Here is a 15201-nt window from a genome sequence, read left to right as displayed (position 1 = left end):
TTCTAAAAATGGACAAAAACCATGTTTGCAAACCCCAACAAGCTCGGATTTAAAAATTGGATAAGGTGTTAAACTATTTCTTCCGCTTTTTTTTCAAACTGAAGAAATAGATGAAACATACAAACACAACAATCACCGCAACAGACGTGATCAAAACCCACATAAAAAGTGAACCCTCCATCTTAGTTTCACCAAAATATTTGAAGCGCGCAGTCTCTACAAGTGGTTTTTCTTGACCAGAAGGCCAATAATAGACATCTGTCCATTCAAGATCCCAACTCAAATAACATTCAACTGAATAGGGAGTTATTATTTTAAACTGAAGTTGACAAAGAGTCCCAGAACCATTAAATGTCCATTCTGTAGAGTTCATAAAATAAGTAACACCATACTTTAGAATATTATGGGTTGCATTAAAGTTGCCAATTGTTGGGCCGACGATTAGAAGACCATTGCCTACCTCTTCAGCGCCCCTAAACACATGATCAGAAGGAAGCCAGACAGAACCATTTGCAAGGGAGCTTGCATCATAAATGATGCCGACACCCCACCCTCTCATAGCTGCCACATTTCGGACAGTCACATTCACAAAAAATGTGGAGTCGACAGAAGTCTCATTGGAATAAAATATGAAGTCAGAAGTTCCCAAATATCGTATAACATTTGAAGCCGTCCATTTTTGAGGATAACCATCTAAACCTGGATTAACAAATGAAAAGGAGGGTTTTTGGTACACGCCTCTCGCCGGTTCGATAGAGCACACCAAAAATAATAAAACAAGTGAACATATTCTGAGCAAAAGTATTTCTTTACTCTGCACATCACATCCCACTAATAAAGGCATTTTTTGAAAGAATCCATGTTTGCCCAAAGAAAAAAATTATCGCCTTATTCTCCGCATAATAGCAAGCGTCGAAAAAAGTCCAACAGCTAGAACTAAATAAATTATAAAGAACATGCCAAGAGGCGTCGAAAACCAAACCGAGAAAAGCCACATTGCGTATTCAAAACCAACAAGGTTCTTTTCTATGTTTATGGTTAAAATGTAGAGATTGTTCGCTGTCTCAGTTTCAAACTCTAACGGTTCCACATAAACTGTTAAGTTGTATTTCCCAGTATGCATATTTTCGGGCACTGGCCAGTTATAAATAAAATGGTCTTCCTCGCCTGGAGGCAAAGTCATATAACTCCTGACAAGCTGCATGTCACCTACTGATATAGTAAAATTGAAGGATTCAAGGTCATTTCCATAGTTTTTGAAGTAAGCTGTCATGTTCAAGTATTCACCAACATAAATCTTTGAAGTGGATAAAACTACATTCGTAGCTGCTATATCTTGCGTTATCGGGGGTACCGCGTTAAGGCCCAATATCCAAACAACAGCAGGTTCAGCTTTAATTTCTTTCTTTTCTGTTGAGGGATAAACAAAAACAAAGGAGTCCAGAGACTCACCGGAACCAGATATCATCTTTATAATAAAAATGTTAGTAGTATAGTATTCTCCTTCGCCAGGGCTTACAGCAACTGTGAAATTCACTTTACACAATAATTTTGGTTCAGTAATGTTAATAGGATAGAAGGGTGGATCGTTTCCCGTATAAAGAGCAGTAGCACCATATTTTAGGTAACCAGTGTCACCCTCAATCTCTACAGCAGGGGGCACTTTAATGAGTTCGGCACCACTATCAACAGCTTCCTTAAGCATGTTATCATCGGGAATCCATGCCTTCTGATAGTTTATAACACTGTTGTTCCATTTTATATAGAACTGCCAACCGTATGTATTAATAGCCTCAGTAATATAGAAATCCACGGTAATAGTGCTATTTATTGGATATTCAGTCGCATGCAAAATAAATTTGCTACTGCCAGTGAGAGGGTTTACAATCCTCACCGTGGCATATTTAGTTTCCTGAGAAGCAACAGGATACATAGTTATTAGGAACAGTAAGGGAATGAGAAATATTAATGAAACAGAAATTCTGTGGTAAGACTTGGCACTGTGCAATTTCATCACAAACAAATATATTTTTAGCCCAATTTATAAGCTTGTTGAAAAAGAAAAGGAGAATTTAACAAATTTTACCAAAGTTCATTACGACAAAGATTATGTCAGACATTGTGATTCTTCCATTCTGATCCAAGTCAGCATCTGAGTTCCATCGTGGATGACCAGGGAAGGAACCGAAGGCGGACACAACAATGTTTACGTCATCCATATTTACCCGCCCATCCCCAGTGATATCGCCCATTTGCTTTATCTTCACTGTTCCATTCAATAGGTTATTGTCTGCCAAGTTCATTTCATATGGCACTGGTCCAGCTTCTGCTGAAATAGTGTAATCGTGACAAGGAGTAACTCCTGTGGTATTCCAGACAAATATTACGGTTATTTCGGTATCAGGAGGCAAATCAACAACTGTTGTCTGCCCAAACAAGGTTCCATCATATTTACCCTTAACATCAAAGGTCTCAGTTAAGTTACCATTGTTTCTGACAGTCACATTTACGTACACCAACCATCCAGTGTAAGCGGATGTTGAAGAAACATCTATTCTAAGAACAGCTACGTCACGTATGAGTCCAATGAATATTCCATCGTAAACTTCGTGAGCAATCAATCTTCCTTGAGGATCTTTAAGTTCTGTATCTTTAAGATCAATTGGACTGACGCCCATGCCTTCTACATGGAAAATTATCGTCGCAACCGTCACATTCTCATATGTAGTGATCGCATTAGGATAGGTAAGGTTTACCCATATGTAGCCATTCTCATCGTCTACAAGTAACTTCTTTGAAGGAATTTGGCCTAAAACTGCCGGAAAATTGATTTGTAATTCCAGCAGAATTTCGCGATCGTATGTCAAGTTTAAGGTAAGTACCTTCATATTTTCGACATCATCTAACGTAACGTTCACTGTGAAGTTTGTGCACGGAACAAGTGATGGATCTCTGATCTCCGGCGGATCTATACTTACCTTTGCAACTAATATGTTGCTGAAATAGCCGCTACTTTTAGTATGTGTTATTGGCGCACTAGCAGAATCAAAAAGAACATCGTCAAGCAACACTATGGGAGAATCGCCGAGATCAAGTACTTCGAAGGTTATTTTTGCGAGTTCACCATCGCCGAAGACGCCGAACTCTGCGCCTTCAAGATGACAGTTCATTGATATTTGACCATGAGTAGAATTATAGTCTCTTTGAATAGCTACTTCGAAAACGGTTGTTCCCACAGATTTCAAGAAATTCCCTTCAGTGACTTGTGTTACGTTCAAAATTTGATTCTTATAGTAGATTTTCGTTTGCCAATGATACAAGTCTGTAGCGTTTAAGACTTTGAGGCTCATATTGAAGTTAGTTGTAGGAACAAGAGATACGTCGACAACTCTTTTAGGCTCAAAAGTTAGATGAGCAACTTTTGGAACAATTGGATAGAGATATTTATATTGAGCAACGCCAAGAATGGGAGTTACCGTGCCAGCAGGATGTAGATACACAGAAGTCCAGTCAGGGTCAAATGCAAACCATGCAATGGCTTTTGGATAAGTTTCGTTTACTTCTTTGATTATTTTGAATTGGATTTGGCAGAGTGTGCCTGAGCCGTTAAAGGTCCATTCTGGTTCGCCCATAATGTAGGTGCAACCCCACATTAGACGCTTATGAGTTTCGTTGAGATCCTCAAAAGTCACTGAAGGAGCAACGATTGTCCAACCCATCTCCTCTACAGGCTTAAAAACATGGTCAGAAGGACGCCAAGCAGAAACATAAGAGAGCTTAAGCTTGTCAAAGATTAATCCAACAGCCCAGCCTTTGACGGCTTCTGCATTGTTTATGGTTATGTTAATGAAGAACGTGGAGTTCACAGCAGTTTCGTTTGAGTAGAATATGAAGTCAGAAGTTCCTAAGTATCTTGGGGGCCCTGCAGTCCATTTAGAGGGTGAGCCATCTGGACCTGGATTAATTATAGAAACTTCAGGGGTAGATGACGCTTTTGTTGAAAATGGAATTGCTCCAAACATCGCTGATATGATAGAGAACATCGTAAAGGCTATACAAAATAGTTTCATCTTTGATAACATTTCCCCTTTCTCCTATTGCTTTATTTAGTCTTCAAATTTAAAAGGGTTATGGTTAAATCTTCTATAGTAGATTAACTCAATACTTTTCCGAAATTGCTGACTACTATCATAACATCTGTCATGTCTACGCGACCGTTCTGGTCTATGTCTGCACGAGGGTCCCAGTTTGGTTTGCTAGGAGTTGAGCCGAATGCTGACACGACAATTACAACGTCGCTCATACTTACTTTTCCATCGCCATCTACGTCGCCGTTGGCTTGTGGTGGCGGAGGATAAACCGTGACCGTCTTAATTTCAGTGTCTTGCTGTCCTCCTGCATCAGTTACGATCAGAGTGACGGTGTAGTTGCCTGCTGTTGCGTAAGTATGATGAACTGTTGTGGAAGTAACATTTTGAGTGATTGTGTCGCCGAAATTCCAATAATAGCTAACTATTGGAGGACGACCCGTGCCATTCCAGCCTAGTGTTGAAATGCCGCCATCAAAAGTTATGGCTAGACCAGCCCATGGTAGTTGAGGACTCCACGCGAAGTTAGCTGTTGGAGGGATGATTTGAAAAACTTCAACTTGTTTGGAGGTAGTGTTCCATAAACCTTCATTATCCGTTACGTTTAAAGTCACTATATATGTTCCAACGTTCGTGAAAACATGAATCACCTTTGGATTTGGCGGGTTTGCATAAGACCCATTAACGATTACTGGTGGAGTCCCATCGCCAAAGCGCCATTCATATCTGATTATTGTATCGTTGTAACCGAGAGCAAGTGAACCTGACGCATCAAATGTTAATGTCATGTTAACCCCAGCAGGCGATGGATAATAAGTAAAGTAGGCCACAGGAGGCAATGCTTGTGGCACAACACCAAATGTCATTGAATTTGAAACTTGGTCTCCTTGGTATTTCGTTGTCGCATAAACATAATAAGTTCCAGGCTGAGCAAAAACTCCAGAAAATTCTATGCCAAAGTTTGGTGAGTTAAAAATTGTTGGAGGGTTAGATGTTCCTGAGCCTCCTCCACTACTTGTTATTATGAATGTCGCATTCTTTTCCAAGCAGTAGGGATATCCATCTTCCTTAGGTTCTCGCGTGAAAATATTTGCGTAAATCGTGGTCGTTCCAAGAGGCGCGTTTGCTGGAATCTGGAAGGAAGTGATTACACTTTCTTCCAGACCTGCCTCGATTGTTTCGTTAACTGGGAAGTACGCTTTGTATGGGGCTCTATTGGAATATTCTATGTAGATGGCAATTACGATAGATTTTGGGTTGTTGCTGTAATTTTTCCATTTTATTTTGTAATAAGCTAGAGAGTCGAGGGTGAACGTACTTTTGGGATTTCCTTGCGAATCGCATGCGTAGAGCTCTGTTATGTTTACTTCCCAATTAGTGATTGATATTGCACCTGTTTGAGTTGTTCTCACAACGTATGGCTTGTTTTCTGGAGAATCAACTTGTATTGCGACCATAGCATCTGTTATTGGAGAATCGTCGAGTGTAACATTACCGGTTATTACTATGGTATCTCCCACCTTGTAGACTTGTTTATTTGTGTATAGGTTTAATCGTAGGGTAGGAGCAAAGACTGTTGTTACAAAGCTATTTACTAATAGTATAGTCGCAATAAGCGTAGCCAAATATGCAAAGGATCTTCTTAATTTTTTGGCCGAATTCATAGATGCCCCCTCTCCTTGTTTATAGTTATAGTTGGAATGATTGATAAACATTGTGGAATTTAATTCTTGCGCATTTAAAAAATAAAAGGGGGAAATTGGGTGGAAAGTGCCTTATTTTATGGACCGCCAGGCTTCTTGATTAAGAAGGTACTGGAGGCCTCTGGACAGTATGGAACTCCACCATTCCAGGGTAGATCGTCGTAGGCGTTTCCGTAGACTGTTGCTACTCCAACCACAGCGTTAGACGGAATGTGTATTTCAAATGTCTTTGTGTAGTTCTTGAATTCGCACCAGTGGTATTCGCCCCATCCTACTGTTGTTGTGAATGTAGCGTATCCCACAAAGAATCCTAATTCGTCGTAAACTGTCACTGTCAGTACTACTGGTATGGTTTGCATTCTGTATGTTCTATATTCAATCACGAAGGTCGCATCAAAGCCTTGTTTACTCTGGATGTAGAAATCTTCTGTAGATTTGACGCTTGTTATTTCTGCCAACCACCAGACTTTGAAGCTTAGTGTGTCATTCACTTTTTGCTCTGCGACTTCAACGGTTGCTATGACGTCCCAAACACCGAAGACTCGTCCAACCGGATCAACACACGGCCAAGGTATTCTGACTTTAACCATGGCTATGCCATCTTCGTTGGTGTAGGCTTCTCTGTAGATGTAGAATTCGCCGTGGCGAATTTCAAAGGCAACAAGCTTCATTTGCACTGGCCATTCGTTGTAGACAACTCTTGCAAAGAGAATCACTTCGGCTTGTGGTCCGAACATGTCGCTTGGGTTGCCTTTTCCTTGTCCGCCGTATGGGAAGGTGTACTGTGTATAGAGGTCTATGTCTAATCCTAGCGTCCTAACGGGGGCTCTGTATTGGCAGTATTCGGATATACCTATTGGAACGTGTAATCCGAACATGTCCCAAACTTCTTCTTCTTTCACTTGGAGGGTTGTCCAGTCTTCCACGGGGAAGGTTGTTTGGTAGATGGCTTTGAAGTGTATTCGGAAGAGCATTCCTTCGCCGCTTGGGAAGGGTGGGACATATTGCCCGGTATCTGGGTCAGGTATTATGACTGCACCTAAGAACCACTTATTATAGCAGTAAGGAAGTGCAGGGTCACCGTGGAAGTCATTTTGAGCTACATACAATATGCCTTCGTTGCCGTTTACGAAGCCATTAAGCCATGTTCCAGTTTCGTAGGTGGTGGGCTCCAGGAATGTTGTGTTGAACCACACTGCAAGTTGGAAGGCTATGATGTTCCAGTCTGCACTTACGCTTCTAACCCAGACTTCAATGGCTACATCTTCATCTATTGCGTTTGCCTTGTACGTTGCAGGTTTCAAGTAGAAGGTTGGTTTTTCTGTTGGCGGAACCCATTCGATTTTTACGTAACCTGGTCTGCATGTAGGCACCTCTGTTCCAGATGGATGATAATAGACGCTTGTCCAATCTGGATCCCAGCCGAAGGAGGTTGTTAGCAATGGACTCAACCTGTTCACTTGTTTCAATACTTCAAATTGAATTTGGCAGAGGACGCCAGAACCTGAGAAACTCCATTCGGGTTCACCCATAATGTAGGTGCAACCCCACTGAATTTCCTTGTGGGTAGCGTCGACATCCGCAATCACCACGGCTGGCTGAACTAACGTCCAGCCCGCGTCTGCAGCTGGTTTGAAAACATGATCTGTTGGTAGCCACGCTGATTTATACTTCAAAGTAGTATTATCGTAGATTATGCCAATAGCCCAGCCCTTCATATTTGCGACATCTTGAACTGTCACATTAATAAAGAAGGTCTTGCCCAATTGGTCTCCAGTAAAGTTAAAGTGCTCTGTTCCAATGGACGCAGGATCAACATTCGTTGCAGTCCATTTTGCTGGATAGCCATCTGGACCTGGATTAATTATTTTGAATTCTACGGGACTTGCTTGTGCTGGAAGAATTCGAAGTCCTAAGAGCATCGATGCTACTAGTAGAGCAACAATCGTAGTCGATATTGCTTTAAGAATGTCTTTTCTCATACTCCCCTTTCTCCTTTCTTTTTCAGCAAGATTACTAAGACTACTTGAGAATTTAAGCATTCCGGAATTATCTTCTATTCATTAATAAAATATAACTAAAAAAGAAAAAGATGAAAAATCAGCCGGTCACAGCATAGCAAGCCACGTAATGAGAGCGCCCAACATCCACTAGCGTTGGTTCCTCCCTTCGACAAACATCCATAGCTAATGGACAACGTGGGTGGAATCTACAACCAGAAGGCGGATTTATTGGACTAGGAACTTCTCCCTTTAAAGGTGCTCTTTCTTTACGCCTTGAGGGGTCTGGAATAGGTACGGATCCTATTAAAGCTTGGGAGTAGGGATGTAGTGCGTTCTTAAAAACTTCTTCGGTTGGAGCATATTCCACAATCTTGCCCAGATACATAACTGCTACTCTATTGCTAATCACTTCAACAATACTGAGGTCATGACTCACGAAAAGATATGTCAAGTCCAGATCCTTCTGCAACTCTTTAAAAAGATTGAGAAGTTGAGCCCTAACAGACACGTCAACCGCAGATGTAGGCTCATCCAAAATAACAAATTCTGGATGCGTAACAATTGCCCTTGCAACGGCTATACGCTGTCTCTGACCACCACTAAACTCGTGCGGGTATCTAAATAACTGGTTTGCACTTAGCCCTACACTTTCCAAGGTTTTAATTACCCGTTCGCGTGCTTCAGCACCTTTTGCTATACCTTGTACTATCAAAGGTTCAGCAACTATATCTTTCACGAGCATTCTAGGGTCAAGCGATGTGGTAGGATCTTGATAGACAATTTGCATTCGCCGACGCAGATTTTTAAGTTTATTACCTTTAAAAGTTACTAAATCATACTCTCCACAAAGGTTTTTCAACTTTCTCTTGAGCAACGATAGCTCTTTTCGTGGCGCCTTCTTCTTTTTTGCCTCGTTCAGTTGCATTTCCAAAGCATTTATTTCTTTAATTACGCTTTCTGGCGCGTTTAAGTATATGTGTCCAGCGTTAGCCTCAAGCAGCCGCAATATTGTTTTTCCAAGTGTTGTCTTTCCACAACCAGATTCGCCTACTAATCCGAAGCATTCACCTTTGTGTATACTTAGTGTGACATTATCTACAGCTTTAACCTCAGCAACTTTTCTCTTAAATACACCGCCCAAAACAGGATAATATTTTTTAAGTCTTTCTACATGAATAAACGTGCTCACTTGTCATACCCTCCATAAAGATGACATGCAACATAATGATCTTTCTTAACTTCAATGAACAATGGCTTCTTATTTTCACATATTGGCATCGCATATTGGCATCGTGTATGGAAACGGCAACCTCTTGGCGGGCTAATCAAGCTTGGCACAGTTCCGGGAATGGATCTGAGTTCTTGTCCCGGTCGTGGAATGGATTCAAGCAAGGCCTTAGCATATGGGTGAAGCGGTTCTCTGAAAAGCGAATTAACATCTGCCAATTCCACAACGTTACCAGCGTACATGACTGCTACACGTTCACAAAGTTGAGCGACTACTCCTAAATCGTGGGTTATGTAGAGTATGGACGACTTGAATTGTTCTCTTAATGCTCGAATCAGTTCGAGAATCTGTGCTTGGACAGTAACATCAAGGTTTGTTGTTGGCTCGTCGCAAATTAGAAGTGTCGGATTGCATACGAGAGCCATAGCGATCATAACACGTTGAGCCATTCCGCCACTAAGTTCATGAGGGTACATGTCTACAACTCTTTCTGGATCAGCTATTTGCATTCCCCGTAATATATTGATAACTTCTTTTCTGACTGCAAACTTTAGCCATTTTTTAAATCTATTGACTATTGGTATTCTGAACAAAATTCTAATGGACCAAGCGTTTGGATTGCGCAGCATTTTTTCATAAATCCTTACTGTGAAACTTCGAGGATGTTCTTTCTTCAGTTTCTCAATTTTTCTTGTTAATTCTTCAATCTTTGCCTTGTTTTCTTTTTCTCCTTTCATCTTCAAACTCTCAATGTTTTCTTCAATTTTCTTTATTTTTATTTCCAATTTTTTAGCATGGTTAGCTTTTATTTCTTCCAACGCACTTTTTATAAGTTCGTTCTTTCGGTGCTGCAGCAGAACCTCGCCTATTTGATATTCTACTGAATATACTGGGTTTAGGTATGCTCGCGGTTCCTGGAAAACCATGGAAATTTCATCACCACGTATGCGTCTTAGAAAGTCATCCTTTTGTTTTGCTAGGTCAACTATTTGCCCATTCAAGTTATATAGTATTTTTCCTCCTTCAATTACGCCTGGGTTTGGAACAAGTTGCATTACAGAGAGACTTGTTACACTCTTTCCGCATCCAGTTTCCCCTACAAGTCCTAATATTTCTCCTGGTTTGATCTCCAAGTTTACGCCGTCTAATGCTTCAACTACACCTTCATAGGTGTAGAATCTTAACAACAGATTCTCAATTTTCAGAGTAGTTTCTGCTTTTCCCGCCATTTTTATCTTCTCCTCAAGGTTGGGTCTAGTATGTCTCTTATCGCGTCTCCAAGTAGATTCCATCCTAGAGAAAACCCGAATATGAAAGCGCCTGGTATTACCCAGATATACCATATGGGAAGCAGGTTTCCTGAACTAATCCAATCTTGAGATTTTTGTACAAGCTGCCCCCAATCAGCAAAGTTTGGATCAGAACCAATGCCTAAAAAGCTTAAGGCCGCTGCTGTTAACACGATGGAGCCAATGTCAAGTGATGCCAAAATCAAGACCGGATAAACCGCGTTTGGTAAAATGTGCCTCATTATTATTCTAAAGTCTGAACATCCTGCAGCTTTTGCGGCTTCTATGTAGTCTTCTGTTCGTACTCTTAAAACTTCACCGCGTATCACTCTTGTGTAGCCTGGCCAGCCGACGAGAACTAGTGCTATCAAGGTTTTATCAAGTTTTGTAAGTTCAAAAGATAACAGTGTAATGTTTGGCAAGTTGTTGGTAAAAAGCAATATTGAAATAGCAAGAGTTAGGATTGTTGCATCTTGTAATATTATCCATGTCCAGCGTATTCCCTTGCGTGATAGGAGTGGTGTAATAGTTAAAAGAAGGAGTATGATAGAAGCGATTGGTAATACTTCTCTAAGTGTAATTGCAAGTGATGGAGGTAGAGCTATTGCAAAAGCCATTGCCAATATGAGCCCTGGAAATACGATAATAATATCTGTGAACCGCATCAGAATTTCGTCTATTATCCCACCGTAATATCCTGCAACTAGACCTATTGATAAACCAGCTATAAGAGATAAAGCTACAACATATACGCCCACACGGAACGCAGTAATTGATCCCCATACGCAGCCGTAGTAAATGTCATAGCCCTCAGGAGTTAGCCCAAACGGGTTTTGTGGTGTTGGAGGTTGAGGTTGCATCGTATAGGTAACACGTGGAATAATAAAAGGACTCTTTCCCGGATAGCCTTGTATATCCCAAGATGGGTTAGGAGGTGCAAGCACCGGAGCCATAAGCGCCATAACCCCATAGAATATTATTATTGCGCTGCCTAGAAGAGATAAGGGGCTCTTAACCACACGACTTAACATGAACTTCAATTCTTTAATTCTTGGTGAAGGCGTCTTAACTGCATCTTTCTTTGATCTCTTAAAGACCATAGCTTATCCCAGCCTGATTCTTGGATCTATATAAGCATATAAAACATCTACTATAAGGTTTGAGAAGATAAAGAGGAACGCGGTGAAAAAGGTGAATCCCACAATTGAGGGTACATCAGGTGCTCCGCCGACTCCTGTTGCTGCCGCCGCTGCCCATTGGCCTATACCACTAAAATTGAAGACAGTTTCTGTGATTACAAGGCCGCTCATTAATCCTGCGACCATCATACCAGAAACTGTTACCACAGGGATTAGAGCATTTCTTCGCGCGTGTCTATTGATTACTTCACTTCTTTTCAGGCCTTTTGCTCTGGCAGTAATTATATAGCCCTTAGTAAGGGCTTCAAGCATACTTGAACGCATTAGTCGAATTAAACCGGCAACATTAATTGTGGTTACTACAATCACTGGAAGAATCATGTGTTTTATTGCGTCTAATGTTACCTCGTAACCATATGGTCTTCCATTAACTAGCCCATTCAATATTCCGTCAACTGTATAGAATCCGGTATAAATTGTAAACTTGGAGGAGTCAGAAACTATGTTTTTATATTCTGTTGAAACGCGATGTATTGGCATCCAACCAGTTAATGCGACTGTTATAGCGATAAGGATCATGCCAAGCCAAAATGATGGCACAGAGTAACCGCTTATGGATAACAGGCGGGTTGCGTGGTCGAACGGTTTATCTCTGTATACGGCGGATTTTACTCCCAAAAAAACTCCTAATAGTATAGTTATAGGTGCAATACAGATCGCTAATTCGATTGTGGCAGGCCATTTCTGCAACATTACTTGGAGAACAGGTCCTCTTCCATATGGGTTTCGTGAATACCCAAAATTTCCCTGAAGAACTTCCGAGAACCAGTTAGCGAACTGGTCGAGGGCTGAGGCATTTAGATGGTACTTAGCAACGAACTCGTCAAGTCTTCCAATGTCTCTTTCGCTTCTTACGTATAATGCGGCTCTTTGACCAGCTGGGAACATTTGTGTAATTGCAAAAACGAGCAGTATTGCGCCTAAAACTATGGGAAATACTAGGATTAGTCGCCTTATCACATATTCTTTTAATCCCATGCTTGACCCTTTCTCCTATGATGACTTAGAAACTTCAACTTATAACTTTGTCGAAATATATTTCCAAAATTTTTGTAAAAAATTCTGTGGATACCAGCATAATCTTCAAACAGGAATATTTTCAACTCTCCGAGCATTCTGCATGATAACAATTAAAGATTTGCTGAAAATGCAAAGTGCATTACAGATGCCCAGAATTTGTTCAAAACCAAGAAAAAGGGGGGAATGAAAGGTGCTGATTACTAATTTACGTGTGCCATGGAACGCTTGTTTTGCCGAAGTTGGCGAGGATTCCTACAATGTCACCCATGTCGATTTTTCTGTCGCGCCATCTGTATCTTGGTTGGTCATCTACATCTGCGCGGAAGTTCCATCTTATGTGGAAGGTTGGCATTCCGCTCTTGCCTGCATATGCACCGAATGAGTTCACTGCATGTATTGCATCATCCATCTTTACTCTGCCATCAAAGTCTACGTCACCTACAAAGTAGCCTTCAGCGCCCGGCGTTGTTGTCATTTCCCACTTCCACTTGTTTGCTGCATATAAGCCTGGATATATCGGGTTGTAGTACATTCCTTGTATCCAGTCTCTCATGTAGCCTCTTCCCCATGCTACTGACAGCGGCACTGTTGGAACGTCTTGCGCGAACATTATTTCTGCATCGTGATAGAGTGCGCCCCTAGCAGGACCGTCAGGAGTATAGATTGCTTCGTTCAGTTTAGCGGTTATTGTGGCGTTATTGTAGTTCTGCGCTAAGGCGAATGTTCCGCCTGTACCGTGAGCATATGGGGTTAGGAAGTTGTGGACATCGCCGTAGTCTGCCAGCCAACCGATTAGGAAGACTGGAAGTTTGTGGGCGTCCATTGCAGAGAGATATTCACCCCATGCTGGTGCTGCAGTTGTTCCATGGAACGGCCAGCCATGGTCGCCTGCCACTTTGTTTAATGAGGCAGCTACTTGTTCGGCGATAGCTTGCCTGTTGGTGTTTCCAGAGTTGTAGAGAATAGTTAATGTGAATCCAACACTGGTAAGTTTAGTTGCGCCAAAGTATGCTGCATCTAAGTATTGTGCGGCTTTTTCTTCGCTGTAATAGTATTGTGGAATGTCAGTGTATACGTATGGCAAGCCTGTTGGCGCCACAGTATACGGTTGATAGCCTTCAGTCAAGTAGATGTTATTGACTATCATTGTGAAGTTTATCAGATGTGCAAGGGCTTTTCGGACGTTTATGTTGCTGAAGAAGTTCTTTGGGATACCATCTTCATGAAGCTCGTCTGCCGGATAGATTTTTCCGTAGCGGTTATCGTCTGTGGGTACAAGGTCAACGGTCATGTGGAAGCTGTCCACAGCCAAGCCGAACACTGGATAGTTTAATCTAATACCAGACAGTGTTGGACCGTTCCTATCGCCACCTACGTGCAATTCGCCAGCACGTGCACGTGGAATTGCCGAGAAGTCACATGCGCCAGATTGCAGTTCAGCGATTCTGGTCGCTGTTGCTGCTTGTCTAACAGTGTATCTGTCAACATAGCCTTTCGGCTTTATACCGGAAGGTGGCAATGTGCTATCTGGATATGGTGGATTTGGCCAATCAAGCGGCCAGCCTCGCCAGTAATCAGCGTATCTGACGGCTGACCATTCGGTTCCTGGGTCAGCTCTCTGTAGGATGAATGGCCCTGTTCCGCATGTCAGTCCTGGGTTAGCTGCAGTGCCTGGAATGGAGTCGATTGTTGGCAAGTCGTTGTAGGGGTCGATGAGTGGACTGGTTGGCCAGTGGTAGAGTGTCCAGTTGTCCCATGTTCCAGGCCATTCTCCAACTGGGTGACCTGCAGCCTCAGCCATCGGGTCAACAACCTCAAGCAACCAACGCTTACTCATAACTGAAGCCCATGACTGAGACAGAACCTGGAAGAGCACTCTCAACGGATAGCCTATAGGCAAAGCAGCAGCTTCAGTCCAGAATGCTGGGCGTTGACGATTATACCATGGACTCGCTGGATTAGTCTCAAACAATGGAACTGGCGTGAATGATGTAGGAGTGCCAGTGGCACGACCACTGTTAGCAACGTTTAGCCATACATGAGTTGAGTTACTTTCGACAGCTTGATCAATCATAGTTCCAAACTCTGCTGTTGGCTCTCCACCCATGCAGCTTAGCAAAGCCTCATAGATCATCCATTGTGGTCCACCAATGTAATCGTTGACCATCCAACGTTCAAGGCTGTGCTCAACATCCTCAGTCGTCAAGTAAAACTGATCCCAATGGTAGTCGCCAAGGTCTGATCTGCTCCATGTGTGGAATGGCACACCAACACGAATCTCAAAGTAAAGCGTATAGTTCGTGTACGCTGGTGCACCAACAGCTGGAGGACCAACCACCACTTGCGTTGCTAACTGTGGTATGAAGTAGTCGTATCTTTCGCCGTCGAAGAAAATCAAAGTTTCGTAAACGTTGAAGAGCAGTTCAGCGCTTGCCGTATCATAACAGTTTGCAGGATCCATTGTGTAATAGCCACCGCCAGGAATCGTGTCCGCGACAATCTCCATGGGGTTTGTTATGGCAGCAAATGCTATTTTCGGCGAAATCACAAGAGGCATCAAAGCAAATAATGCCAAACTAACTATCAAAAGTTTTTTGTACATTTTCCTCTCTCCCTTCTCATTTTTTCTGCACGAAATACTTACTCTCTGGACTATTTAATTTTTACGGAA

General features: G+C 42.1%; 10 protein-coding genes. All 10 read right to left on the bottom strand.

Annotation, left to right across the window (positions count from 1 at the left end):
- Nucleotides 1–73: 73 nt before the first annotated feature.
- The 10 genes from QXW63_00440 to QXW63_00395 all read right to left on the bottom strand — a co-directional run bounded on the left by QXW63_00440 (nucleotide 74) and on the right by QXW63_00395 (nucleotide 15132).
- On the bottom strand, nucleotides 74–820 hold the full coding sequence (locus QXW63_00440; protein ID MEM3460369.1) for a hypothetical protein: 747 nt from the start codon (nucleotides 818–820) through the stop codon (nucleotides 74–76).
- 60 nt (nucleotides 821–880) lie between these two features.
- On the bottom strand, nucleotides 881–2008 hold the full coding sequence (locus QXW63_00435; GenBank protein ID MEM3460368.1) for a hypothetical protein: 1128 nt from the start codon (nucleotides 2006–2008) through the stop codon (nucleotides 881–883).
- Nucleotides 2009–2072: 64 nt separating this feature from the next.
- Nucleotides 2073–4082, bottom strand: a complete 2010-nt coding sequence (locus tag QXW63_00430; GenBank protein ID MEM3460367.1) for a CARDB domain-containing protein — start codon at nucleotides 4080–4082, stop codon at nucleotides 2073–2075.
- Nucleotides 4083–4153: 71 nt separating this feature from the next.
- Entirely contained in the window at nucleotides 4154–5752 is a 1599-nt protein-coding gene (locus QXW63_00425; GenBank protein MEM3460366.1) for a PKD domain-containing protein, read from the bottom strand.
- A 116-nt stretch (nucleotides 5753–5868) separates the two neighbouring features.
- Entirely contained in the window at nucleotides 5869–7773 is a 1905-nt protein-coding gene (locus QXW63_00420) for a hypothetical protein (GenBank protein MEM3460365.1), read from the bottom strand.
- 118 nt (nucleotides 7774–7891) lie between these two features.
- On the bottom strand, nucleotides 7892–8983 hold the full coding sequence (locus QXW63_00415) for an ABC transporter ATP-binding protein (protein MEM3460364.1): 1092 nt from the start codon (nucleotides 8981–8983) through the stop codon (nucleotides 7892–7894).
- Nucleotides 8980–10251 carry an ABC transporter ATP-binding protein gene (locus tag QXW63_00410; GenBank protein ID MEM3460363.1) on the bottom strand — a complete coding sequence of 424 codons (1272 nt, stop codon included), beginning with the start codon at nucleotides 10249–10251 and terminating at the stop codon, nucleotides 8980–8982. The genes QXW63_00415 and QXW63_00410 overlap by 4 nt, the downstream gene beginning before the upstream one ends.
- A gap of 2 nt (nucleotides 10252–10253) precedes the next feature.
- Nucleotides 10254–11411, bottom strand: coding sequence for an ABC transporter permease (locus QXW63_00405; protein MEM3460362.1), 1158 nt, complete (start codon nucleotides 11409–11411; stop codon nucleotides 10254–10256).
- A gap of 3 nt (nucleotides 11412–11414) precedes the next feature.
- A complete protein-coding gene (locus QXW63_00400; protein MEM3460361.1) occupies nucleotides 11415–12488 on the bottom strand; it encodes an ABC transporter permease in 1074 nt (357 codons plus the stop codon).
- 247 nt (nucleotides 12489–12735) lie between these two features.
- Entirely contained in the window at nucleotides 12736–15132 is a 2397-nt protein-coding gene (locus tag QXW63_00395) for an ABC transporter substrate-binding protein (protein ID MEM3460360.1), read from the bottom strand.
- Nucleotides 15133–15201: the final 69 nt, after the last annotated feature.

The organism is Candidatus Bathyarchaeia archaeon, from assembly GCA_038873195.1.
In the GTDB taxonomy this organism is placed as follows: domain Archaea; phylum Thermoproteota; class Bathyarchaeia; order Bathyarchaeales; family Bathycorpusculaceae; genus DSLH01.
Note: the sequence above shows the minus strand (reverse complement) of the source record. Positions and strands in the feature narration are given on the sequence as shown.

Bases quoted from the DNA above. Each gene is read 5' to 3' on its own strand.
- QXW63_00430 (MEM3460367.1), bottom strand. From the start codon at position 4,082: ATGTTATCAAAGATGAAACTATTTTGTATAGCCTTTACGATGTTCTCT.
- QXW63_00425 (MEM3460366.1), bottom strand. From the start codon at position 5,752: ATGAATTCGGCCAAAAAATTAAGAAGATCCTTTGCATATTTGGCTACG.
- QXW63_00420 (MEM3460365.1), bottom strand. From the start codon at position 7,773: ATGAGAAAAGACATTCTTAAAGCAATATCGACTACGATTGTTGCTCTA.
- QXW63_00410 (MEM3460363.1), bottom strand. From the start codon at position 10,251: ATGGCGGGAAAAGCAGAAACTACTCTGAAAATTGAGAATCTGTTGTTA.
- QXW63_00405 (MEM3460362.1), bottom strand. From the start codon at position 11,411: ATGGTCTTTAAGAGATCAAAGAAAGATGCAGTTAAGACGCCTTCACCA.
- QXW63_00400 (MEM3460361.1), bottom strand. From the start codon at position 12,488: ATGGGATTAAAAGAATATGTGATAAGGCGACTAATCCTAGTATTTCCC.
- QXW63_00395 (MEM3460360.1), bottom strand. From the start codon at position 15,132: ATGTACAAAAAACTTTTGATAGTTAGTTTGGCATTATTTGCTTTGATG.